Consider the following 22,403-nt stretch of genomic DNA (forward strand, 5'->3'; position numbering starts at 1 on the left):
TATTGCTCCATTTATGGATCAATGATTTCCTGTTTACCGGATTTATCCCGGATTAAGCTTGTCCCATATCTAGGTTGGCATCCTGTCTCGACGGATTTCCCGAGACAAACACAGCATCCGCAGTATCAGTGCGAACCGGAGATATTTGACAATGACCGACATCTGGCAGCCTATCACGCTCGGCAACACCGAGTTTCCCAACCGTTTCGTCATGGCCCCGATGACCCGCTCACGCGCCAACCCTGATGGCACGCCTGGCCCCCTCGCCGCTGAATATTATGCGCAACGCGCCAGCGTCGGCCTGATCGTCAGCGAAGGAACTCAGCCTTCCGACGATGGACAGGGGTATCTTACCACGCCGGGCATCTACACCGACGCCCATGTCGCCGGCTGGAAGAAGGTTGCCGATGCGGTGCATGCAAAAGGCGGCCATATCTATATTCAGCTCATGCATGCCGGCCGTATGTCACATCCCGACAACACGCCGCATCATCGTCAGGGCGTGGCACCGTCGGCGATCACACCGGGTGCCGGCATGTTCACGGCGACCGGCATGCAGGATATTCCGACCCCACGCGCGCTGACCACCGAGGAAGTGCGCCAGACGGTAAGGGACTTTGCCTATGCGGCCAAGCGCGCGATCGAGGCGGGTGCTGACGGCGTTGAGATCCACGGTGCGAATGCCTATCTGATCCAACAGTTCCTGGCGCCGAGCGCCAATGTGCGCACGGATGAATACGGTGGATCAATCCAGAACCGGGCCCGTTTTGCAATTGAAGTTGCCAGAGCGGTCACCGAGGAAATCGGCGCCGACAAGACCGCGATCCGTCTTTCGCCCGGCACGGCGATGTGGGGCATCGACGAGGGTCCGGAAGGCCCCGAGCTTTATCGCCATCTGGTCGGTGTACTCGACAAGCTGAACCCTGCTTATGTCCACATCATGCACCAGGGCAATGAGGAATTGCTGACCGACATCCGCAAGCTGCGTACCGGTACACTGATCGTCAATCGGCCGGGGCGACCTCGTGACCAGATCGGTGCCGATGTCGCGTCGGGTCTCGCCGACATGGAGGCCTATGGTGCGATGATTCTGGCAAACCCGGATTTCGTCCAGCGCATGAAGACGGGCGCCGCCTTCAACGAAGCCGACCGCATGACTTTCTTCGGCGGTGCCGAGAAAGGCTACACTGACTATCCAGCGCTTTGAGCCTCAACAATCGGGCGGGTACAGTCCCGCCTGAACCATTCTCGAGGAGAGTAAGAGCAATGAATGCTCCCATCAAACCCCGCCGTTCCATGAAGAAAGATCATATCGTCGGTAGCTTCAGGATAGATATCCTCTTTCCCAGGTTCAATCCTCGCACAGGTGACAGCGGCTTACGATCGAAGCCAACGCCTATACACCTGAGTTGATTGCGGATTTGAATTCACGGCCTTGCAAATAACCGGGCAATCCGAACGACATTCACCGTTCCCACACCGCGATGAAGCCGTGCGCCGCAGGACGTGCGCGCGGTGCTATTGCAAAGTGGTTCGCCCGTCAAAAGATCATCGTCCGCGATTATCCCGATGGCTGCCGGCGTCAGGTCCGGCACTGTCGAGAACGGCTGCAACAGGTCATCGTCGAAGTCGAGCGAAACGCAAAGGCACTGGTTCAATACCTGGAATCCGGCCAGGCACCATACCCGGCAGTCTTAAATCAGAACTTGCGCGTGTAAGGTCACTGCACCATTGCCGGATCACGATGATCGAAGAAGCTGCTGGCATTTTCGTCAAGCGAACCGATCGCGGCTATGGCGATGAGGGCGCCGTACCCATGGAGTTGCCGATCTGATGCACAACGTTGCCGCCCCGGAAGCTGTTTTCCCGCTCCGGGGTTTACGCAGTAGAACCATCAGGAAGTATTCATGGCTCCTTGCTTCAGCGATTTGTACGACTACGTGTGCAAGAGCTTCGCCTGCGCAGTGGATTTCCGCTCGATCAGGCGCGACACGATCCTTATGCTACGGGGCGGCTGATCCTGGTTTCGCGGCCGGTCAATCCGCTCTAGCAGCAAGGCAAGCGCGGCGGCTCCAGCTTCGCGACCAAACACGCGAACTGTCGTTAGCGGTGGTGAAATCTGGGTGGCCGCAGAATAATCGCCAAATCCAACGACCGATACGTCATCCGGTATCCGATAGCCACGACCGAGCAATTCGGATACGACAGTGAGCGCCAGACCGTCGTGGGCGCAAAAATATGCCGTCGGGTAAATCCCGTTCGACTCAAGTTTCCCAAGAGCGCCGGCAAAGCCCAGGGTCTCATCAAACTTCATGAGGTGAAGTTCCGCATCACCTGCCTGCTCGATGACCTCGCGCGCGCCGTAATAGCGTTCGTTCCGCCCCCGATAGACCGTCGATCCATAAACATAGGCGATTGTCTTGTGGCCCAGTCCAAGCAAAAACTTGACGACTGCCTGCCCACCCTCATGGTCCGTCCCGCCAACATAGTCAACCTGCTCAAGGGGCTCCGTCCAGCCCATGCGAATGATCGGCCGTCCGACTGCTTCTGCTCTGGCTATCGCATCGCGCGAGTGAGGCCCAGCCAGGATAAGGCCGGAAAATGACTTCGCGTGCTGCGCAAGAATGTCGTCGCCATGCGCCCATCGAACGCGAAGATTGACACCAAGCCGCTCGGCTTCGCGCTGCGCACCCGCCTGAACTTCTTGATTGAGCTCGCTGTTGACCAGATCGACGTCATGGAACACCAAACCGAGCTCCAGCGTGTCATGACGACTTGCCTGCTTGGTATATCCGAGGCGTTCGGCAGCGCCGAGAATAAGCTGGCGCGTCTCCTCGCTCACGCCTGACTTTCCTGCCAGTGACCGGGAGACGGCATATTTTGAAAGTCCGACCTCATCCGCGATCGCCTGTAGCGTAACCCGGTTTTTTGCTCTCATCTTATCCCTCGCAATTACCTAACAATACATATTGCGTCGCAATAAAATTAGCAATCAGTAACATAACGCTTTACCTAACAAAATTCACATGGAATCTCTTTTGTTATCCGAACAGAGAAAAGCAGATCGGATTTTTGAGGAGGAAAAACCCATGTTTGAGCTGAAACGCCGAGCGTTTCTGGCCGGGACCTCGGCCGCCCTAATCCTGCCGGCATTGCCGGTCGTCGCAGCAAAGTTCCGGGAGGCAGAAAGCCTCAAGACGAAAGTGGACGCTGGCGAATTGCCCGCACTGGATCAACGGCTGCCGGAAAAGCCGCTGGTGATCAAGCCTCATGAAAGTGTCGGCACTTATGGCGGCACATGGAATCTGGCGCTGGTTGGCGGCGGCTCTCTCTCACATATCTTTCGGTTCCAGGCCTACGAGCCGCTTGTGCGCTATTCACCCGACTGGTCCGGCGTAACGCTGAATGTCGCGGAAGCCTTCGATGCCAACGAAGATGCAACGCAGTATACGATACGGCTGCGCAAGGGCATGAAATGGTCGGATGGGCATCCCTATACCACCGCCGATATCAAATTCTGGTATGATACGGTTCTGACAGACGATCGTGTCGCGTTTGCCGGGCAAGGCCACTGGCGAAGCAACGGCGAACCCGCCAGGCTTGAAGTGGTCGACGAGCAGACCTTCCGGGTTATCTTCGCCGAGCCTAACGGTCTCTTTCCATTGCAGGTCGCATGGTCGAATCTGGACCAGACCACGCGCTGCCCGAAACATTATCTCCAGCAGTTCCACATCGACTATAATCCGAAAGCCGACGAGGCTGCCAAGCAGAGAGGTTTTGAAGGCTGGATCGCCGCTTTCCAGGCAATTGCCGGCTTTCAGGACGACAATTCCTTCTTCCTCAATTCATCGAAGAAGCCTTGCCTGAATGCCTGGATGTTTACGATTGCGCCGGGCGAAAACACCGAACGCGCCGTCGCGGAACGCAATCCGTACTATTGGAAAGTCGATACCGAGGGCAACCAGCTCCCCTACATGGAGCGCATCGTCTATCAGATGGTCGCCGACCCGCAGGTTCTTCTGCTGAAGGCCATGCAGGGCGAAATCGACATGATGGACCAGTATATCGGGACGCCGACCAACAAGGCGGTGCTTTACGACGCCCGCGCGCAGGGCGACTATGATTTCTACACGCTGACCTCGACGGAGGCCAATGTGATGAATTTCATCCTCAACCTCAACCATAGTGACGAGACGAAGCGCAAACTCTTCCGCAACAGGGATTTTCGTGCCGCGCTTTCCATGTCTCTCGACAGGCAGACATTGATCGACGCCGTGCTGGTCAGTCAGGGGGCTCCGGCCCAGCCTTCGATCAAGCCGGATGATCCGCTTTACAATGAGCAGCTCGCTGGTCAGTTTACCGAGTATGACATCGACAAGGCCAATGCTCTGCTCGACGTCATCATCCCCAAACGCGATGATCAGAATTTTCGACTGGACGAGGCCGGACGTCGTGTCTCGATCATCTTCGAGATCGATCAGGCTCGCCCGATCTTCCTGGATTTCTTTCAGCTTGCGATACCCATGTTCCAGGCGGTCGGCATCGACGCACAGCTGCGCACCATGGATCGCTCGCTGTGGGAAACGCGCGTACGCCGTGGCCGCAGTTTCGATGCCACCGCGCATCAGTTCGGCGCCAATGGCGGCGTCGCGGCAATGCTTGATCCGCGTTATTATGCGCCTACGGACAACAATGCCGTTTATGGCCCCGCATGGTCTCTCTGGTATGTCGACCCGAACAATCCGAGTGCCGAAGAGCCGCCAGAAGAAACCAAACGGCAGCTTGCTCTTTATGATGACCTCAAGGCCAAACCCGACGCGGCCAGCCAGCAGGACGTGATGAAGCAGATCCTGCAGGGGGCCGCCGATAATTTCTACGTCTTCGGCATCTCGCTGCCGTCCGATGGCTACGGCATCGTCAAGAACAACATGCGTAACATCCTGAAGACGATGCCGAACTCCTTCGGCTGGCCAACCCCTGCCCCGACCATGCCGGAACAGTTCTACAAGGTCTGAGCCCACGCGCCTCATACGAATGTCTGCGGTGCCGGCCACGTGCCGGCACCGAACGCTCCCTCATTGTCTGAAGATAGGACCGAAGAATGCTCGACGCGAGACAACAGAATATCGACACTCTCCGCACGCCCGAATGGTTCAGGTCCGCGACACGCTGGACCCAGCTGACCTTCGTGGAAAACGACCCGGAGAAATACGATCCGGCCTTCTGGATCGATGTCTTCAAGCGCACCAAGTCGAACGCGGTCTGCCTCAGCGCCGGCGGCTACATCGCCTTTTATCCGAGCAGGATTCCCTATCATTATGTCAGCAACGTGCTGGGTGATCGCGACATCTTCGGCGCTCTTGTCGATGCAGCGCGCAGGCTGGACATGCATGTCATGGCGCGTGTCGACCCCCATGCCATCCATGACGATGCCGCCAAGGCCCATCCGGAATGGGTGATGATCAATGCCGACGGCACGCCCCGCGAACATTGGGCCTACCCCGGCATCTGGATCACCAATGCCTATGGCTCCTACAACACCGAATTCATGCCGGAAGTAGTGAAGGAAATCGTCCGCGATTACGATATCGATGCGGTCTTCGCCAACCGATGGCAGGGCCATGGTGTCGATTACAGCGAGGATAGTGCCCGGCGTTTCAAGGACATGTCCGGCTATGATCTGCCCCTGAAACCCGATGCGGAAGATCCTGCCTGGCGCGCCTGGCTGCAATGGCGCCGCCATGTGCTGACCGATATCATCGTCCAGTGGGATGACGCGGTGAAGGCGATCCGTCCGCATGCAAGCTTCATCCCCAATATGTCCGGTTCCTCTCTCATGGAATTCGATCTGTCAGTCATCCGCAAGCATTGCCCGTTCCTGGTCGTCGACCACCAGGGACGGCGCGGGGTGGAGATCGGCTGGTCCGCCGGCCGCAACGGCAAGCGCATTCGAGCGACTTTCCCGGATCGCCCCGTCGTGCTGATCACCTCGATCGGTCCTGAAGAGGAATATCGCTGGAAAGATGCCGTGACGACGCCGGAGGAAATGCAGCTCTGGATGAATAACGGCACGGCGCACGGCCTCTATGCGTGGTTCACCAAATTCAACGGTGTCGTACCCGACAAGCGCTGGGTCGAGCCGGTGGTCGATTCCTTCCTGCTACAGGCGGCGGTGGAACCCGTGATCAACACCATGACGCCAACCGCGGAAGTTGCCGTCGTCGATCCCTCCACCACGCTGCGCCACTGGGCACCGGAAGAACGCAGCATGGCGGAGCGCCATGATCTTGGCCTCTATCATGCGCTGGTGGAAGCACGCATCCCCTTCGAACTGGTCTCCGACCAGGTACTGACGGCGGATCATCTGGATCGCTTCAAGGTGATCGTGCTCGCCAACGCCTCCTGCCTGTCGGACGAACAGATCGTGGCGATACGCGCCTATGCCGATCGAGGCGGCAGCGTCGTTGCCGCCTATGAAACCTCACTCAGGGACGAGAACGGCATACTCCGATCCGACTTCGGCCTTGCCGACGTGCTGGGCGTCAATCTCGTCTCCGGCCCGCGCGGCATCGTCAAGAACACCTATGTGGAAATCTCCGGCGATCACCCGATCAATGACGGCTATGACGGCGCCGAGCGGATCATGGGCGGTACACGTCTCATTGATGTCAAGCCAGCGGCCGGGACCTCCACACCGTTCCTCTACGTTCCGGATTTCCCCGATCTTCCGATGGAGGAAGTCTATCCCCGCAAGCAGGCGGATGGCGCTGCCGTCATCGCCCGCGAGACTGGCAAAGGCGGACGCACCGTTTATATTCCATGGAATATCGGGGAGATTTTCTGGGAAGTGCTGGCGGCCGATCATGGCCGACTGGTTTCAAATGCGGTGCGCTGGGCGCTCGGCAAGGCGCAGCGCGTCGAGGTCGAAGGGCCGGGCGTGGTTGATATAGCCGTGCGCGAGAGTGAAGACGGACTTGCGATCAGCCTGCTCAACCTTACCAATCCGATGATGATGAAAGGACCGGTCAGGGACAATATTCCGCTGTCGAAACAAAAGGTCGCCGTCGAAATTCCGAACGGCAAGACGTTGCATCGGGCATGGCTGGTGGTGGCCGATCGCGCTGCGGAATTGTCGATCGAGAATGGGCGGGCGATCATCACGGTTCCCGAAATCGAGCGGCTGGAGGTGCTCCATCTGAACTGGAGCTAAGTTGACATGAAGCATCCGCTGCGGCTGGAGGAGACCGTAGCGGATCGCATATTGGCCTTGCGCTCCGGCGCATCGGAATGGGAGGAAAACAACCGATGCTTGGCTATATCTGCAAGCGTATGCTCTACATGATCCCGACCCTGTTCGGCATGTCGCTGATTGCATTCCTGATCATCCAGCTGCCGCCCGGCGACTACCTGACCTCGATGATCGCGACAATGAGCGAAAACGGCCAGCCGGTCGATCCGGCCCAGATCGAGCGCCTGAAGGAAATCTATGGCTTCGATGACCCGTTCTACATTCAATATATGAAGTGGATGTGGGGAATCCTCAGCCGCGGCGATTTCGGCTGGTCTTTCGAGTGGAACCAACCCGTATCCGGGCTGATCTGGGCGCGCATGGGTTCAACGCTGGTAATCTCGCTGCTCAGCCTGCTGTTCGTCTGGATTGTGGCTCTTCCGATCGGTATTTATTCGGCTGTGCGCCGCCATTCCGTCGGCGACCACGTTTTCACCTTTCTCGGTTTCATCGGTCTCGCCGTGCCAAACTTCATTCTGGCGCTGACTCTGATGTATGTCGCTTACCGCTATCTCGGGCAGAGTGTCGGTGGCCTTAATTCGCAGGCCTTCGCAGAAGCGCCCTGGAGCACCGCCAAGGTCTGGGATTTCCTGAAGCATGTCTGGATTCCCGTCATCATCATCGGCGCCTCCGGCACCGCCGCACTGATCCGCATCCTGCGCGCAAACCTCACCGACGAATTGCACAAGCCCTATGTGATCACGGCACGTGCAAAGGGCCTGCCGGAATACAAGGTCATCCTCAAATATCCGGTACGCATCGCCCTCAATCCGTTCGTATCGGCAATCGGCTGGGTTCTGCCGCATCTCGTTTCCGGTGTCACGATTATCGCCATCGTGCTCAACCTGCCGACAGCCGGGCCGTTGCTCTTTCGGGCTCTGGTCTCGCAGGACATGTATCTCGCCGGCAGTTTCATTCTGCTGCTCTCCGCATTGACGCTTATAGGCGTCCTGCTCTCCGACCTGCTGCTTGCGCTGCTCGACCCGCGCATCCGGTTCAACTGAGGAGAAGCCCATGACCGTAAACAAGAACCTCACCGGAACGACGTCGGCATTGGCCGATGGTCCTTCGATCAGCCCGCTCAAACAGGGCAAGGCTGTTTCAAACGCTGCGGTCGGTCCGTGGCGGCTGATCTTCGGCAAGCTGGTCCGCCAGAAAGTGGCGATGACCGCTGGCGGCGTTATCATATTCCTTTATCTCGTCGGCCTGTTCGCCGAATTTCTGGCGCCTGCCCTGCCAATGACCGCCAAGTCGCAATATACTTATGCACCGCCTCAGGGCATCAGCCTCTTCGCACCGACGCCCGACGGGGGCTCGAAATTCCAGCTGCATGTCAAAGGCTACAAGGTGGAGATCGACAAGGTAGCGCTACGCCGCACCTTCGTCGTGGATGACACCAAGACCGTGCCGATCGGCCTTTTCGTCAAAGGCCCGGCCTACAAGCTCTGGGGTATCATCCCGATGGAGCGCCACCTGATCGGCCCGATCAATCCGAACGACCCGATGTATCTGCTTGGTGCCGATCGCCTCGGTCGCGATGTGTTCTCGCGCCTTGTTTATGGCACGCGCGTATCGATGTCGATCGGCCTGATCGGCGTTGCCATTTCGCTGGTGCTCGGTGTGGTAATCGGTTCGATTTCCGGCTTTTACGGCGGCCGCGTCGATACTTTCATTCAACGCATCATCGAGGTTATCAGCGCCATGCCGACAATCCCGCTCTGGCTCGGGTTGGCGGCCGCGGTCCCGCTCACCTGGTCGCCGGTCAACGTCTATCTGGTGATTACCGTGATCGTTTCGCTGCTTGGCTGGACCAGTCTCGCCCGCGAGGTTCGAGGCAGGTTCCTGTCCCTGAGGGGGGAAGATTTCGTCACGGCCGCCAAGCTTGACGGCTCCAGCGAAATGCGGCTGATCTTCCGCCATATCCTGCCGTCGCTCACCAGCCACATCCTGGCGGTGGTGACGCTCGCAGTGCCGACAATGATCGTGGCGGAGACCTCGCTCTCCTTCCTCGGCATCGGTTTGAAGCCCCCCGTTGTCAGCTGGGGCGTGCTGCTCCAGGACGCCCAGAATATCCGCACCGTGGCAACCGCGCCATGGCTGTTGATATGGCCCTCGCTGGCGGTGGTGCTCGCCGTTCTGTCCTTCAACTTTTTCGGTGATGGCTTGCGCGATGCTGCCGATCCCTACGAGAACTGAGGAGCTGACCATGTCCGAGAAAACCGTTCTTTCGGTGCAGAACCTGTCAATCGACTTCCCGCTCAGAACGCATATCCTGCATGCCGTGGAGAAGGTGAGTTTCGAGCTGGAGCGAGGCAAGACGCTCTGCCTCGTCGGTGAAAGCGGTTCCGGCAAGAGCGTCACGGCGCGATCGCTCTTGCAAATCGTTGACCGTCCCGGCCGCATCGTCGGCGGCAGCATCCTCTTGAATGCCGGCAGCCAGACCGTCGACATCACCGCACTCGCACCCGGCAGCCGCGAGATGCGGGCCATCCGCGGCCGGCGTATCGGCCTGATTTTCCAGGAGCCGATGAGTTCGTTGTCACCCGTCCATACGATCGGTTCGCAGATCGTCGAAGCGATCCGTCTGCATAGCAACCTCGACAAGAAGGCTGCCCGCGCCCGCATGATCGAACTGTTGCGGCAGGTCGAAATCCCCAATCCTGAGACAATGGGCGATCGCTACACGTTCGAGTTTTCCGGCGGCATGCGCCAGCGCGCCATGATCGCCATGGCGCTTGCCGGCAATCCCGACATCCTGATCGCCGACGAACCGACCACGGCTCTCGACGTGACGACGCAGGCGGAAATCCTCGACCTGATCAAGCGACTGCAAGTGGAGCGTGGCATGTCCATGTTGCTGATCACCCATGACATGGGCGTCGTTGCCGAAGTCGCCGATGACGTCGCAGTCATGCGCTACGGCCGCATCGTCGAAAGCGGCACCGTGGACAAGATCTTCCACCACGCTGAACATGCCTATACCCGGCAGTTGCTTGCATCGACGGTGAAGCTCACCCGGCATGCGAAGGTGCCCGCAGCGCAGACCTTTTCCGCCGATGCCCCTGCCCCGGTCCTTTCCGTGCGCAATCTCAGCAAGATCTTCGGTACGCCGTCGAACCCGGCGGCGCTGCGCGCGGTCGATGATGCCAGCTTCGATCTGTATCCGGGAGAAAATCTCGGCATTGTCGGCGAGAGCGGTTCCGGCAAGACGACGCTCGGCCGGCTGATCCTCAGGATCATCGAACCGAGCAATGGGTCCGTCATCTACCGCGATGGCCGCGGCGGCGAAACCGATGTCGCGCGTCTCGACAAGAAGCAATTGCGCGGCTTCCATCGCGATGTCCGGCTCGTCTTCCAGGACCCCTTCTCCTCGCTCAATCCGCGCATGACGGTCAAGGAGGTGATCGGCGACCCGCTGATCGTCAACGGGCTGGCCAAAGGTCGGTCGCTTGACGAGCGTGTCGCTGAACTCATGCGGCTCGTCGGTCTCGACCCGATGAGCATGGAGCGTTATCCGCATGCCTTTTCGGGTGGCCAGCGGCAACGTATCTGTATCGCGCGGGCCCTGGCACTCGACCCGAAGATCATCATCGCTGACGAGGCGACTGCAGCGCTTGACGTGTCGATCCGCAGCCAGATTCTCGATCTCCTGCTCGACATTCGCCAGCGGCTCAATCTCAGTTTCATCTTCATCTCCCACGATATTTCAGTGGTGCGATATTTCTGCGATCGCGTTGCCGTCATGCATCGCGGCAAGATCGTCGAACTTGGCGAGGCCGAGCAGATCTGCACCGCCCCGCGCGAGGCCTACACCAAGAGCCTGATTTCAGCCGTTCCCAATCCCGACCCGCGCGACAAGCGCCTGCTGCTCCGGCATCGCTTCGTCGCACCCGTCAACGAATAGCAAGGAAGATATGATGCCAAGATTTTCAGCCAACCTGTCCTTTCTCTATCAGGACCTGCCATTCCTGGAGCGCTTTGCCGCCGCTGCCAGGGACGGCTTCAGCGCCGTCGAATATCTGGGCCCTTATTCCGACCCGAAGGAAAGGGTATCGGCCGCACTTTCCGAAAGCGGGTTACAGCAGGCCTTGTTCAATGTGCCGTCCGGCGACTGGGCTGGAGGTGAACGCGGGATCGCCTGCCTTCCAGACCGGATAGACGAGTTTCGCAAAGGTGTCGGCCTCGCTCTCGACTACGCCGTCGCGCTGCAATGCCCTCAGGTCAATGTCATTGCCGGCCTCGAGCCTGTGGGCGTCGATACGGGGACGCTGGAAGCCGTTTTGGTGGACAATCTGAAGTATGCCGCAGCGCGTTGCGCCGAAGCCGGCGTCAGGCTGCTGATCGAACCGATCAACCTGCGCGATATGCCCGGCTTCTTCCTGTCCACCACGGATCACGCCGAGCGCATCCTCGGCAAGGTCGGCTCAGACAATCTCTTTATCCAGTATGATTTCTACCACATGCAAATCATGCAGGGCGACCTGATACCAACCTTCCTGCGGCTTCAGGAGAAGATCGCCCATGTCCAGATCGCCGACAATCCCGGCAGAAACGAACCGGGCACCGGCGAGATCGCTTACGGCTTCATTTTCTCTGAACTCGATCGCCTTGGTTACGACGGCTGGGTGGGTTGCGAATACAGGCCAAGGGCCGGCACCAGCGAAGGCCTTGGCTGGATGAAATCATTGCAGAAGTGAGGTGAAGCATCATGAATATCGGATTTATCGGACTTGGCGTCATGGGGCGCCCGATGGCGGAAAACCTCATCGATGCCGGACACGCGCTCGTTCTCAACCGCATCAAACCGGTCTCACAACATCTCCTGGACAAGGGTGGCAAGGCCGCGGACACCCCGCGGGCGGTGGCGCAGTCCGCCGACATCGTCATCCTCATGCTGCCCGACACGCCGGATGTCGAAGCGGTGCTGTTTGGCAAGGATGGCGTTGCCGAAGGCCTGTCGAAAGGCAAGCTGGTTATCGACATGAGCTCGATCTCACCGGTTGCCACCAAGGATTTCGCTGCCCGTATCGAGGCGCTCGGATGCGACTATCTCGATGCGCCCGTTTCAGGCGGTGAGGTCGGCGCCAGATCGGCCTCGCTGACGATCATGATCGGCGGCAGACAGGCCGCCTTCGATCGTGCCAGGCCCCTGTTCGAGGCGATGGGCAAGAACATTACGCTCGTCGGCGGCGTGGGCGACGGGCAGACCGCCAAGGTCGCCAATCAGATCATTGTCGGATTGACCATAGAGGCCGTCTCCGAAGCCCTGCTCTTTGCCAAACGCGCCGGAGCAGACCCGGCCAAAGTGCGGTCAGCACTGATGGGCGGTTTCGCCGCGTCGCGGGTTCTTGAGGTGCATGGCGAGCGCATGGTCAGGGAAACCTTCGGTCCGGGCTTCCGCATGAGGCTGCATCGAAAGGACATGACGCTTGCCGTTGACGCCGCAAGGGCGCTTGATCTGGCACTGCCGAATACGGCGATGGTACAGCAGTTGATGAACGCCGCGATTGCCGGCGGCGATGGGGACCAGGACCATTCCGCCCTGATCCGCACGCTTGAACGGATCGCAGGGGGCGGACGAATGTAAGTCCGCCAAACCCACCATCATCCCGACAGTTAATTTTCCAACCGGAACACGATCCGGACCGGCGAAGCCGTGTCCAAAAACCGAAGGACAACATCATGCCCAGAAACGATATTCAGTTCCCAACCGGAGCCGTTTACTTCAGAAAATCCAATCCACCGCAGGAACATTGGGAGCGGGACTATGGCGTCGCCCGCGAAGACGGCATGAATATCTTCCGCCACTGGTTCATGTGGAGCGCGATCGAGGTGGCACCCGACGTCTATGACTGGGAGGAATATGACCGCCAGCTCGACCTTGCCGCCAAAAACGGCATAAAGACGATTATCGCCGAGATGGTGCAATCAATGCCCGACTGGGCGCTGCGCAAATATCCGCAGGCCGTGCAATTAACCGCGGAAGGTCGCAAGATGACGCTCAACATGGGTGTGTCCACGGCCACGGGCGGTTTCGGCAAGAATGGCGGCGGCACGCTGACGCTGAATTGCCCTGAGGTGCGCGAGGCCGCCGGTAACTTCCTGACGGCACTCGCCGAACGCTACAGGGATCATCCAGCCATTTACGGCTACGATATCTGGAACGAATGCAATTATGCCGAGGACGTGGATTACAGCGACTATTCCAAGGCCGCTTTCCGCAACTGGCTGAAAGACAAGTATGGAAGTCTGAAGGCTTTGGCCAAGGCATGGTACCGCTACAGCTACGCCGAATGGGACGATATCCAGCCGCCAGTGCAGATGGCCGCCTACCCGGAATGCCTCGACTGGTTGCGCTTCAAGCGTGATAATTTTTACGAACAGATGCAGTGGCGCATCGACACGATCCGCGCCGTGGACAAGACCAATCTCATTGCCGCGCACGGCATTTCCGGCTCGATTCCCTATATGGCCAAGCATGGCTGCGATGACTGGCTGGCAGCATCAAAGGTCGAGCTTTACGGCTTCACCTGGATTCAGGCACGCAAAGGGACCGAACCCTGGAAGACCTGGTACGGAGTGGATATCAATCGCGGTGCGGCGCGCGGCAAGCCCTTCTGGCACGCCGAACGCCAGGGCGGACCATTATGGTTGCAGCCACAGGTAATCGGTCGCGACAAGGAGGATGGCCGCGTCGCAGAGCCGGAGGATATCCGCATCTGGAGCATGACATCGTTTGCCGGCGGCGCACGCGGTATTCTCAATCTGCGCTGGAGACCGCTGCTCGATGGCCCGCTTTTCGGCGCCTTCGGTGCCTATGACATGGACGGCTCGCGCACGCCCCGTTCCGAGATGCAGAGCCTGATGGCCAAATGGGCGAACGATCCGGCACAGGCCGATCTATGGGCCGCCAGGCCGATACGCGGAGAGATCGGCATCCTGCTCATCCCCGAAACACAGGACTGGGACTATCTTCTTAATTTCGATCGCGACGAGAAACCTTATCGCGATGCGATGTGGGGAGCCTTCCGTGGCTTCCTCGACAACAGTGTCCAGCCGGACTGGGTGCATATTGATGACATAGATGCCTATGACATCCTGTACTTCCCTTATCCAATCATGTTCACCGCTGAGCAGGCGGCACGCATCAAGGCCTGGGTGGAAAAAGGCGGCACACTCATTGCCGAGGCCTGCCCCGGTTATTTTGGCGACCGCGGCCATGTTGGACAGGTGCAGCCGAATATGGGGCTGGATACGCTTTTCGGCGTTCGTCAGGCCGACGTCGAATTCATGCCCGATATCGGCGACCGCATCAAGTTCAGGTTCGGCGACATGGCTGTGGATGGTGGCGGCTATCTGCAATCCTACGCCCTGAATGGCGGCAACGGCCGCGGCGACTTTTCGGACGGACGTCTGGCCGTGGTGGAAAACAGCTTCGGCAGGGGACGCACCCTCCTGATAGGCACCAACCCCTCCGTTGCCTATCACCAGACCGATGGCAAGGCGAATGGCAGGTTCTTTGCCGAACTCCTGAAATGGAGCGGGGCCACGTCGCATGTAACCCTCTCGAACAGGGCGGTGTTCGCCCGCGTACACAAGGGTGAAAGCGGCTGCTTCCTGTGGCTAGTCAACCCTTCACGCACACCACAGACCATCGAGGTGTCGATTGCCGAGGGACTTGGCGGACTTGCGGCGGGACCGGCGATCTGGCCCATCGGCCATGTTCAAGACAGCGGCACGAGCGTCGTCGTTCCGGCCCGCGACGTGCTGATCCTCAAGCTTGCATAATCACCGGACAACATCCGCCAGCGAACCCGCGCGATCATCCCATGGCCGCGCGGCCAAACGGCGAAACGTTCTTCTTCGAATGCTGTCGGCTTTTTTACTGCGCTGTCCGGATCACCTTCATGACCAATGTCCTGAATGTTTTAACCACGATGGCGCTGGCGCGCGATCTGGCGATTGCCTTCACATCGACGCGATGGGAACCGTTTGGCAGGGAAACCCACCATCCGATCGCGCTCCAAAACCGACCAGACGTCCGGATGAAAGATGAGGAAAACGGCTTGTATCGTGCAAGGGACATTCGAGATCGCTATTCGCGACGGATTGTGAGGCTCATCATGTTCCCGGCAGAAACGACGTTGAGGAATTCAATCACTCCGTATTTCTGGTCGCGATAATTGCCAAATAGAAGCTCGATGCGGCCATCGCTACCGCGTGTGAAGATTTCCGCTTCATCGTCGGACACCTCACAATCGAGATCATCGAGGGACGTAAAAACACCGCTGCCAAACAGACGCAGGAAACAATCCTCGATGTCGTCAAGATCACCTGCCCGAAAGGCGCCGTTGGCACGCGACGTGATGACCAGTCTGTCTCCCTCATAATTCTCTGCGATATCACCCTGAAGCGGAGTGTAGGCTGGCAGCCCCATGCCCTCGGAGGTATAATTCAGGACATCCGTCGTGGCGACCCCATCCCGTCCAGTGCCCATTACATCAACGATGGCAAGATTGGCTATATTCTCCCTTAAACTCACCGGCGGAGAAAGAACATCGGCGTCGTCCCCCAGGATCGCTCTCATCGCCTCATATCCTTCACGACTCATATGATGCAGCCGGACGGCGATCCGAACGGCTGCGACAAGTGCGTTGTAATGAATGCCATCGGCGGACACGGTGACTGACATATCGCCCCGGCCGCTCCAGCTGATGCCAATGTCGGTCGTCGCACGCGCAGAAAACCGTTCACCACAGAAAAAACCGAGGCGCAAAGCATCCTTCAGCTCAGCGAAAGCGGCCTCCAGCACCTGACGGCGCTCCGCATCGGGGGCTGCACCGTCATTATAGACAATCTCGAGACGGAAAGAACGGAGGTAGAGCGGAAGAGCTTCGGAAGGTTGTCTCAATATCTCTTTCACATGGTCGGACATGCTACACTCCGCAACGGAAATATCTTTTCGGGAAGGGTCGCATCGGACCCGACCGCATTAGACGATTCTCCGATTTCCCATCGCGTGTACCGAGCAATCCTCCGGTCACATTTGCCGCCTCCCACCGAACCTGCGAACGCTGCCTGCTTCCCGTCCAGCAATCTGAACTAGCAACGATCAGCGGACAATCTCTTTCAAATCGAAATTCCGCACTACGTCATTCCTGTCCTGCGCCAGCGAGTTCTGAGCCAGCAAATAAGCAGATACGCCAGTCACCCAGCCTTTGAAGATGATGTGCTGGGCATCCTTATCGAAGGAGCCGATATTTCTCCGGACATCGTAGGTGTTCAACCCGAGAATGGAAATTGATGATAATGCCGCGTTTTTTTGGACGTAAATCTCGGTAACAAAACGGCCGCCCTGCGTCGTATCCCAGCCGCGCGCATAGGAATATGCCAAATTCTCGCCTGACGAATTCCTGACCGTTTCCATTTCGGCCTCACCGGCGAAAGACGCCTTGGGGCTCTCGCTGATCTGCTTGGTGAAAGCAGATATCATACCAGCGGCCACTTCCCGTCCCTTGGCGAGATCGACCGGGCGGATATGGACAACGAGATTGGGATATTCCTCACCTTCCAAGGACAGATTGTAGTCGGACGTCCCTCGCGGCTTGTCGCCCGTGTCCGCCTCCTTTACTTTCCAGCCCTGCGGATAGAGGAAGACTTCGCCCCCTTTTGCTGTTTCTTCGTTCAAGCTTTTAAGCGCGTCGCTCTCATTCTCCATCTCCAGCCCGCCGAAGAAACGTGCAAGAGCATTCTCGTATTTGGGGTAATCATCGTAATCGAACGCCGCGTGGATAATGAGAACGTCACGCCCGTGACTGATAGCGGCGATGCGCGCCATCCGGCCGTAACCCCTCCCGTCCTGGAACTCGCCACCAGCAAGAAAACCAAAAACGCTATTTGATTTCTGACGATCCGTGATGATCCGATTGTAGTTGTTGAGAGCAAGGAACCCGTGTCCCGCTGTCGGCGCCTCCGCAAATGACGGGAAGCGGATATGATGAACCTCGATCATCAGCTTGTCGCGGTTTTCAGGCTCGTAAATGCGAGCGATTACGCCTTCCTTTCCGTCGGGATTGGCCTCTGCCCAGATATTCATGCCATTCTGCAGGATGGTCGAGAAGCTGAAACCCGTATTTCCAAGCTTGACCCTCTTTCGGGAAAAATTGCCCGAGACCTCGTTAATGGTCGCAAAAATTCGCTCCGCCGAATAGTTCCGGGCGATGGCCGCATCAGAAAAAACCAGGGCAGAGAGTAGCAATGCGCCAACGGCCGCCATCAATCTGCTTCGATATATTCTCCCCATAATCATCGCCCTGAAATTCCTTATGTGCATTATATCTGTCCATTTTCCGGAAGTATCGCGCACCGTTTCAATGGGTAATTTCAGTTCCGCCCGCTTTTCCGAAGATCCTCTTCGTTCCATTGATTGCACTCTCACACAACTCGGCCGGCAGCTATTTTTAGAGCGGAAACTGCGGCACCGTACCCGGGAACGCCGAAAAAGAGAACCACACCCCACCATCGCAATCACTGAAATATCAAATGAATACAGGTCATTAGGTGAATTTTTTCTCTGCAATCCAGGCGCCGCAGCATTGCATATCTTGTTGGACTGGTACTGAACCAGGCTATCGAGGCGCCACTTGAGGCCCTTCTCTTTATAACAGTTTTCTGACATAACGCCCCTCGAAGTGCGCGGTTCTACGTCCCAACAGGAACAACCGACATGTTGCACCAAAGGCGCCGTGCCGAGGATCAATTGTTGATCACCAGTAGAGTAGTTCCCCAGGCGGCTGCCATTTGCTTGGCCATCCGCGAGGGCAATGACCCTCAGGTGATGCTTGTGCGTAGCAGGCGGACAGGTCAGTGGGGGCTTCCGAAGGGCGAGATAGAGCCGGGAGAACCAAGCCGGAAGGCCGCAGAACGTGAGGCTTTTGAAGAGGCCGGAGTCATCGGTGTCGCGGAATCGTCACCCGTCGGACACTTCGATTATACAAAACACGGTAACGTCGATCGGTACCGACTGGCGGTTCACGTTCTTGTGCAAGATCGGATCGTTGACCAATACCCTGAGCAAGGGGTGCGGGAACGGAAACCATTTCCAATCACGGATGCGATTGAGGTTTTGAAGCTCTCGGAAACCAGCCATATGTGCGCCGAAGTGCTGGAACGCTTGCGGGTCGTGATCCCTTTTGATGCCTAGCGTCGGGTGGCGCGAAGTATCACGGCACCTTACTCAGTCAGGTATCTCCCCGAACGCCGTTTGAGATGGGCTTCTGATATCGCGCATCGATGACGCCAATTCCGGTTGCCGCCGCGCCAAGCGGTGAATGCGACCCTGTGCCGCTAAGCAAACGAAGTGCCAACGACCGCAAAGAAGGCGCGAACATGCCGCCGTGCCCTATCCACTAGATGGTCTTTATTGAGGCTCGGCTGGTTGACTCCTTGCAGCCGGAAGACGGGCACTGAGCGGCCCAAACATCACCGCGGACAGAATATTCCCTTGAGAGTTCGGCAACATCGAGCGCAAAATTCCCGGTGAAATAGGAACCGTCGGCGGCACATTGCCAGCCTGGACAACTAGTTTTCCGCGAGCGCGACACAAAGCGTTAACGCGTAAATTGCAAAGGTGCGCACTAGACGGCCGGGCTCCGGCGTGAACAATATGCACCTTCTTGAGGCAACACATGAAAGCCAATCCATCCGTTCTGAAATACTGGCGCGCCTCAGTGGCCGACGGTGCATCGCGGGATGCTTCATCGTGGGGCAGGCAAAAAAGACGGGTTGCCAGCTAAGGTTGCTCCTATTCTGACTGACGCGTTGGTTGATCGTGAAGGCCGCCTCATACCCGGCCATACCCGGATCGCCCGCGATGTCCTTGATCCTCTTCTTGGTGGTGGATTTTCCATCGGAAACATGCGCGACTTCGATCGCTTTCTTATCATGAAGCCATTTGAGGCCGATCCTGCAGACCCCGCCATGTGGTCCACATACCAGGCCTATTGGAAAAAGATGATAGAAGAGGTCGGAGCAGGCTGGCCCCACGGTGATAAAGAATACACCACTATCGGCTCCGGTCTGATCTGCCTGGCAACCAATAGCGGAGCGGCATTACTCACGAAATGACTGCTGGCGGCGGCCTGGTGGATGCCGAAGATTTATCAAAGCTCTTCACACTCCTTCTGTGGTCTTGATGAGATTCGAACTCGAATACATCGAAAGAAAACGTTTTCAAAACAACACGATGCTGCTGACGGCACCAAGTCCATCGCTGGGTAATGTCTGATAGACCCCACAAATGGAGCGGTCCGCGCTGACATACCAGCGTGGAACGTCTCACTCTTGACATCCTCTCGCAAACCTTGTTTATACGCATAAGCAGCTAATACGAATTAGCAGATGCAGAAAATGGGGTTTCGATGGTTAGGCGCTTGACGCAACGTGACATTGCGATCTTCGCGGGGGTCAGCCAGGCAACGGTTTCGCTCGTGCTCAACGAGGCGAAATCCGCTGAGGGTCGTATCCCGCCTGAAACGCGAGAGCGCGTGCTGAAGGCCATTCGCGACACCGGTTATGTGGCGGATCCCGTCGCACGCAGCATGGTCAAGGGCGCCAACCGGATTCTGGGCGTATTCACCTATCAGCCGGCTTTCCCGATCGCGCAGGCGGATTTCTACACGCCGTTTCTGATGGGAATAGAGGAGGAAGCGGAGAAGCTGGGCTATGACCTCCTGCTGATGACGGCGGCGACGCGCGACGATAACGGCCGCAAGCGTATCTTCGGGGAAACGGGTCGGCTTCGACTAGCCGACGGATGCCTCATTCTGGGCAGCCAGTTCGACCGCGATGAGCTGGCCCGACTGGTTGCCAGTGACTATCCTTACGTCGCAGTCGGTCGCCGTGACGATGCCGGCGGGCCGGTGCGTTATGTTGGCGCGGATTACGTGACAGCCACGCATGCTCTTGTCCGCGAAGCACTTGCCGCCGGCCATCGCCGTTTCGCCTTTATCGGCTCGACGGGTCCGGCGGAATCCATCAGCGACCGCTGGCGTGGTTTTCTCGCCGCAATCGAGGGCGCGGCGGAGCTGGTCTATTCCCACGAAAGTGAAAATGGCGATCCGGCCGAGCAGCTGGCCGCCGTTCGCGCCAGCGGAGCAAGCGTCGTTTTTTTTGCCGAGGTGGCCGAAGCGGTGGTCTTCGACAATCATGCCCGTGCGCAGGGGGTGAGCGTCCCCGGCGATCTTTCCATCGTGGTGCTGGGCAGCGGCACCCGCACGCATACGCTTCGCTTGCAACGCGTCTTCACCTCCTATGCCATCCCCCGCGAAGAAATGGGCAGGCAGGCGACTTCCATGCTGGTCGAGACCCTCACCAGCCCCCCCGGCCCCGTAAAGCAGATATTGCTGGGCTGCGACATCGTGGCGGGCGAAACGCTTGCCTCCCCAATTCAAGGCCCAACTCAAGGAAAGAGAACCTGACGTGAGAGAATACAATGCAGATATTCTTGTGGTTGGCGGCGGACTTGGCGGCGTGGCGGCGGCGCTTGGAGCCTTGCGCAACGGCCGCAGCGTTATCCTGACCGAAGCATTCGAATGGATTGGCGGCCAGCTGACCAGCCAGGCCGTACCGCCCGACGAACACAGCTGGGTGGAACAGTTCGGGATCACCGCCAGCTATCGCGCCCTGCGCACGGGTGTGCGGCAATATTACCGCGACCACTATCCGCTCACCGACACCGCCCGCGCGGATCTGACACTCAACCCCGGTGACGGCAATGTATCTCGCCTGTGTCATGAACCACGCGTTTCGCTGGCGGTGATGGAGGCAATGCTTGCGCCTTACGCGGCAGGCGGCAAGCTGACCATCCTCAAGCCCTATGAGCCGATATCAGCGGAGGTCGACGGCGATACCGTGCAGGCCGTGACGCTGCGCCATTGCAATACCGGCGACCTCATTTCCTGTTCGGCCCGCTATATCATCGACGCCACCGAACTGGGCGATCTGCTGCCGCTGACCGCAACCGACTATGTCACTGGTTTCGAAGCGCAATCCGAAACCGGCGAGCCGAGCGCGCCGGCAGAGGCGCAACCGCACAATCAGCAGGCCGTCTCGATCTGTTTCGCCGTCGATCAGGTTGACGGCAATCATGTCATCGACAAGCCCGCCCGGTACGACCACTGGCGTCAGGTTGCCCCCGAATTCTGGGGCGGCCCGCTGTTGAGCTGGGACTCGCCCAATCCGCGGACACTGGAGCGCAGCCGCCGGTTCTTCGATCCCAACCCGGTTGACAACGCAACACGCGACGTTGCCGACCAACGCCACAGCGCCGGCGATATGAGCCTGTGGATATTCCGCCGCATTGCCGCCCGCCATACATTTCGGCCCGGCGCCTATGCCAGCGATATCTGCCTCGTGAACTGGCCAATGATCGATTATTTCGAGGCGCCGATCATCGACGTTACTCCCGAACAATATGCCGAGCGGCTGGCCGATGCGGCAAGCCTCTCCTATTCCATGTTCTACTGGATGCAGACCGAGGCGCCCCGCCCGGATGGTGGTCAGGGTTTTCCGGGCCTGCGCCTGCGCGGCGACATTACCGGCACGGAGCATGGCCTGGCCATGGCGCCCTATATCCGTGAAAGCCGTCGCATTCGTGCCCTGACCACGGTGGTCGAACAGGATCTGTCGCTTGCCGTGCGCGGCGATCGCGGCGCGGTGCACTACCCCGACAGTATCGGTATCGGCATGTACCGCATCGACCTGCACCCCTCGACGGGCGGCGATAACTATATCGATGTCGGCGCCTGCCCTTTCGAAATTCCGCTGGGTGCCCTTATTCCCCGCCACAAAACGAACCTGCTGGCAGCATCCAAGAATATCGGCACGACGCATATCACCAATGGTTGTTACAGGCTGCATCCGGTCGAATGGAACATCGGGGAAGTGGCCGGCATGCTGGCCGCCTATTGCCTTGACAGGGGCGAGACCCCGCATGGCGTGCATGCCGATGAAAAGCGGCTGGCGGAGTTTCACACCCACATCGAACGCCAAGGGGTGGAGCGCCATTGGCCTGATATTCGCGGCTACTAGCCAAAACGTATAATCTGGGAGGATT

Annotated in this window: 16 protein-coding genes; 13 read left to right on the forward strand and 3 right to left on the reverse strand. The window is 58.5% G+C overall.

Annotated elements, in window-relative coordinates:
* The first annotated feature begins 151 nt into the window (after positions 1-151).
* On the forward strand, positions 152-1,207 hold the full coding sequence (locus N434_RS05085; RefSeq protein WP_110756413.1) for an alkene reductase: 1,056 nt from the start codon (positions 152-154) through the stop codon (positions 1,205-1,207).
* Between the two features lie 729 nt (positions 1,208-1,936).
* Here the strand turns inward: N434_RS05085 and N434_RS05095 are convergent.
* On the reverse strand, positions 1,937-2,938 hold the full coding sequence (locus N434_RS05095) for a LacI family DNA-binding transcriptional regulator (protein WP_065114176.1): 1,002 nt from the start codon (positions 2,936-2,938) through the stop codon (positions 1,937-1,939).
* Between the two features lie 151 nt (positions 2,939-3,089).
* On the opposite strand from N434_RS05095, the gene N434_RS05100 reads away from it, so the two are divergent.
* The 8 genes from N434_RS05100 to N434_RS05135 all read left to right on the forward strand — a co-directional run bounded on the left by N434_RS05100 (position 3,090) and on the right by N434_RS05135 (position 15,076).
* Positions 3,090-5,015: an ABC transporter substrate-binding protein gene (locus tag N434_RS05100; protein WP_065114177.1), complete on the forward strand. Its 1,926-nt coding sequence runs from the start codon at positions 3,090-3,092 to the stop codon at positions 5,013-5,015.
* An 86-nt stretch (positions 5,016-5,101) separates the two neighbouring features.
* The gene (locus N434_RS05105; RefSeq protein ID WP_110756417.1) at positions 5,102-7,210 is read left to right on the forward strand and encodes a family 10 glycosylhydrolase; all 2,109 of its coding nucleotides are present in this window, start codon (positions 5,102-5,104) and stop codon (positions 7,208-7,210) included.
* Positions 7,211-7,305: 95 nt separating this feature from the next.
* Positions 7,306-8,292 carry an ABC transporter permease gene (locus N434_RS05110; protein ID WP_110756419.1) on the forward strand — a complete coding sequence of 329 codons (987 nt, stop codon included), beginning with the start codon at positions 7,306-7,308 and terminating at the stop codon, positions 8,290-8,292.
* Between the two features lie 10 nt (positions 8,293-8,302).
* The gene (locus N434_RS05115) at positions 8,303-9,484 is read left to right on the forward strand and encodes an ABC transporter permease (protein ID WP_110756421.1); all 1,182 of its coding nucleotides are present in this window, start codon (positions 8,303-8,305) and stop codon (positions 9,482-9,484) included.
* Positions 9,485-9,494: 10 nt separating this feature from the next.
* Positions 9,495-11,192 (forward strand): ABC transporter ATP-binding protein, encoded by a 1,698-nt coding sequence (locus N434_RS05120; RefSeq protein ID WP_110756501.1) that lies wholly within the window; start codon positions 9,495-9,497, stop codon positions 11,190-11,192.
* Positions 11,193-11,205: 13 nt separating this feature from the next.
* Positions 11,206-11,985, forward strand: a complete 780-nt coding sequence (gene otnI / locus N434_RS05125) for a 2-oxo-tetronate isomerase (RefSeq protein WP_110756503.1) — start codon at positions 11,206-11,208, stop codon at positions 11,983-11,985.
* An 11-nt stretch (positions 11,986-11,996) separates the two neighbouring features.
* Positions 11,997-12,875 (forward strand): 2-hydroxy-3-oxopropionate reductase, encoded by an 879-nt coding sequence (locus N434_RS05130; protein ID WP_110756423.1) that lies wholly within the window; start codon positions 11,997-11,999, stop codon positions 12,873-12,875.
* Positions 12,876-12,970: 95 nt separating this feature from the next.
* Positions 12,971-15,076 carry a beta-galactosidase gene (locus N434_RS05135; protein ID WP_110756425.1) on the forward strand — a complete coding sequence of 702 codons (2,106 nt, stop codon included), beginning with the start codon at positions 12,971-12,973 and terminating at the stop codon, positions 15,074-15,076.
* A gap of 307 nt (positions 15,077-15,383) precedes the next feature.
* On the opposite strand, the gene N434_RS05140 is transcribed toward N434_RS05135, so the two are convergent.
* Both N434_RS05140 and N434_RS05145 read right to left on the reverse strand, forming a co-directional pair.
* On the reverse strand, positions 15,384-16,223 hold the full coding sequence (locus N434_RS05140) for a hypothetical protein (protein WP_110756427.1): 840 nt from the start codon (positions 16,221-16,223) through the stop codon (positions 15,384-15,386).
* A 177-nt stretch (positions 16,224-16,400) separates the two neighbouring features.
* Complete coding sequence (locus N434_RS05145) at positions 16,401-17,564, reverse strand: hypothetical protein (RefSeq protein ID WP_110756428.1); 1,164 nt, start codon at positions 17,562-17,564, stop codon at positions 16,401-16,403.
* Between the two features lie 486 nt (positions 17,565-18,050).
* Here N434_RS05145 and N434_RS05150 point away from each other — a divergent pair, with 486 nt between their 5' ends.
* The 4 genes from N434_RS05150 (at position 18,051) to N434_RS05165 (ending at position 22,378) form a co-directional block, all read left to right on the forward strand.
* The gene (locus N434_RS05150) at positions 18,051-18,491 is read left to right on the forward strand and encodes an NUDIX domain-containing protein (RefSeq protein ID WP_210206040.1); all 441 of its coding nucleotides are present in this window, start codon (positions 18,051-18,053) and stop codon (positions 18,489-18,491) included.
* Between the two features lie 548 nt (positions 18,492-19,039).
* Positions 19,040-19,414 (forward strand): hypothetical protein, encoded by a 375-nt coding sequence (locus tag N434_RS05155; RefSeq protein WP_110756431.1) that lies wholly within the window; start codon positions 19,040-19,042, stop codon positions 19,412-19,414.
* A 293-nt stretch (positions 19,415-19,707) separates the two neighbouring features.
* Entirely contained in the window at positions 19,708-20,766 is a 1,059-nt protein-coding gene (locus N434_RS05160) for a LacI family DNA-binding transcriptional regulator (RefSeq protein ID WP_110756432.1), read from the forward strand.
* A gap of 1 nt (position 20,767) precedes the next feature.
* Positions 20,768-22,378 carry an FAD-dependent oxidoreductase gene (locus tag N434_RS05165; RefSeq protein WP_110756433.1) on the forward strand — a complete coding sequence of 537 codons (1,611 nt, stop codon included), beginning with the start codon at positions 20,768-20,770 and terminating at the stop codon, positions 22,376-22,378.
* Positions 22,379-22,403 lie beyond the last annotated feature (25 nt).

Origin of the sequence: Rhizobium sp. UGM030330-04, assembly GCF_003208455.1 — a bacterium.
GTDB classification, from domain to species: Bacteria; Pseudomonadota; Alphaproteobacteria; order Rhizobiales; family Rhizobiaceae; genus Agrobacterium; species Agrobacterium rhizogenes_A.

Excerpts from the sequence above, each read along its gene's own strand:
- N434_RS05085 (WP_110756413.1), top strand. The coding sequence starts at position 152 with ATGACCGACATCTGGCAGCCTATCACGCTCGGCAACACCGAGTTTCCC.
- N434_RS05095 (WP_065114176.1), bottom strand. The coding sequence starts at position 2,938 with ATGAGAGCAAAAAACCGGGTTACGCTACAGGCGATCGCGGATGAGGTC.
- N434_RS05100 (WP_065114177.1), top strand. The coding sequence starts at position 3,090 with ATGTTTGAGCTGAAACGCCGAGCGTTTCTGGCCGGGACCTCGGCCGCC.
- N434_RS05105 (WP_110756417.1), top strand. The coding sequence starts at position 5,102 with ATGCTCGACGCGAGACAACAGAATATCGACACTCTCCGCACGCCCGAA.
- N434_RS05110 (WP_110756419.1), top strand. The coding sequence starts at position 7,306 with ATGCTTGGCTATATCTGCAAGCGTATGCTCTACATGATCCCGACCCTG.
- N434_RS05115 (WP_110756421.1), top strand. The coding sequence starts at position 8,303 with ATGACCGTAAACAAGAACCTCACCGGAACGACGTCGGCATTGGCCGAT.
- N434_RS05120 (WP_110756501.1), top strand. The coding sequence starts at position 9,495 with ATGTCCGAGAAAACCGTTCTTTCGGTGCAGAACCTGTCAATCGACTTC.
- otnI (WP_110756503.1), top strand. The coding sequence starts at position 11,206 with ATGCCAAGATTTTCAGCCAACCTGTCCTTTCTCTATCAGGACCTGCCA.
- N434_RS05130 (WP_110756423.1), top strand. The coding sequence starts at position 11,997 with ATGAATATCGGATTTATCGGACTTGGCGTCATGGGGCGCCCGATGGCG.
- N434_RS05135 (WP_110756425.1), top strand. The coding sequence starts at position 12,971 with ATGCCCAGAAACGATATTCAGTTCCCAACCGGAGCCGTTTACTTCAGA.
- N434_RS05140 (WP_110756427.1), bottom strand. The coding sequence starts at position 16,223 with ATGTCCGACCATGTGAAAGAGATATTGAGACAACCTTCCGAAGCTCTT.
- N434_RS05145 (WP_110756428.1), bottom strand. The coding sequence starts at position 17,564 with ATGGCGGCCGTTGGCGCATTGCTACTCTCTGCCCTGGTTTTTTCTGAT.
- N434_RS05155 (WP_110756431.1), top strand. The coding sequence starts at position 19,040 with ATGCTTCATCGTGGGGCAGGCAAAAAAGACGGGTTGCCAGCTAAGGTT.
- N434_RS05160 (WP_110756432.1), top strand. The coding sequence starts at position 19,708 with ATGGTTAGGCGCTTGACGCAACGTGACATTGCGATCTTCGCGGGGGTC.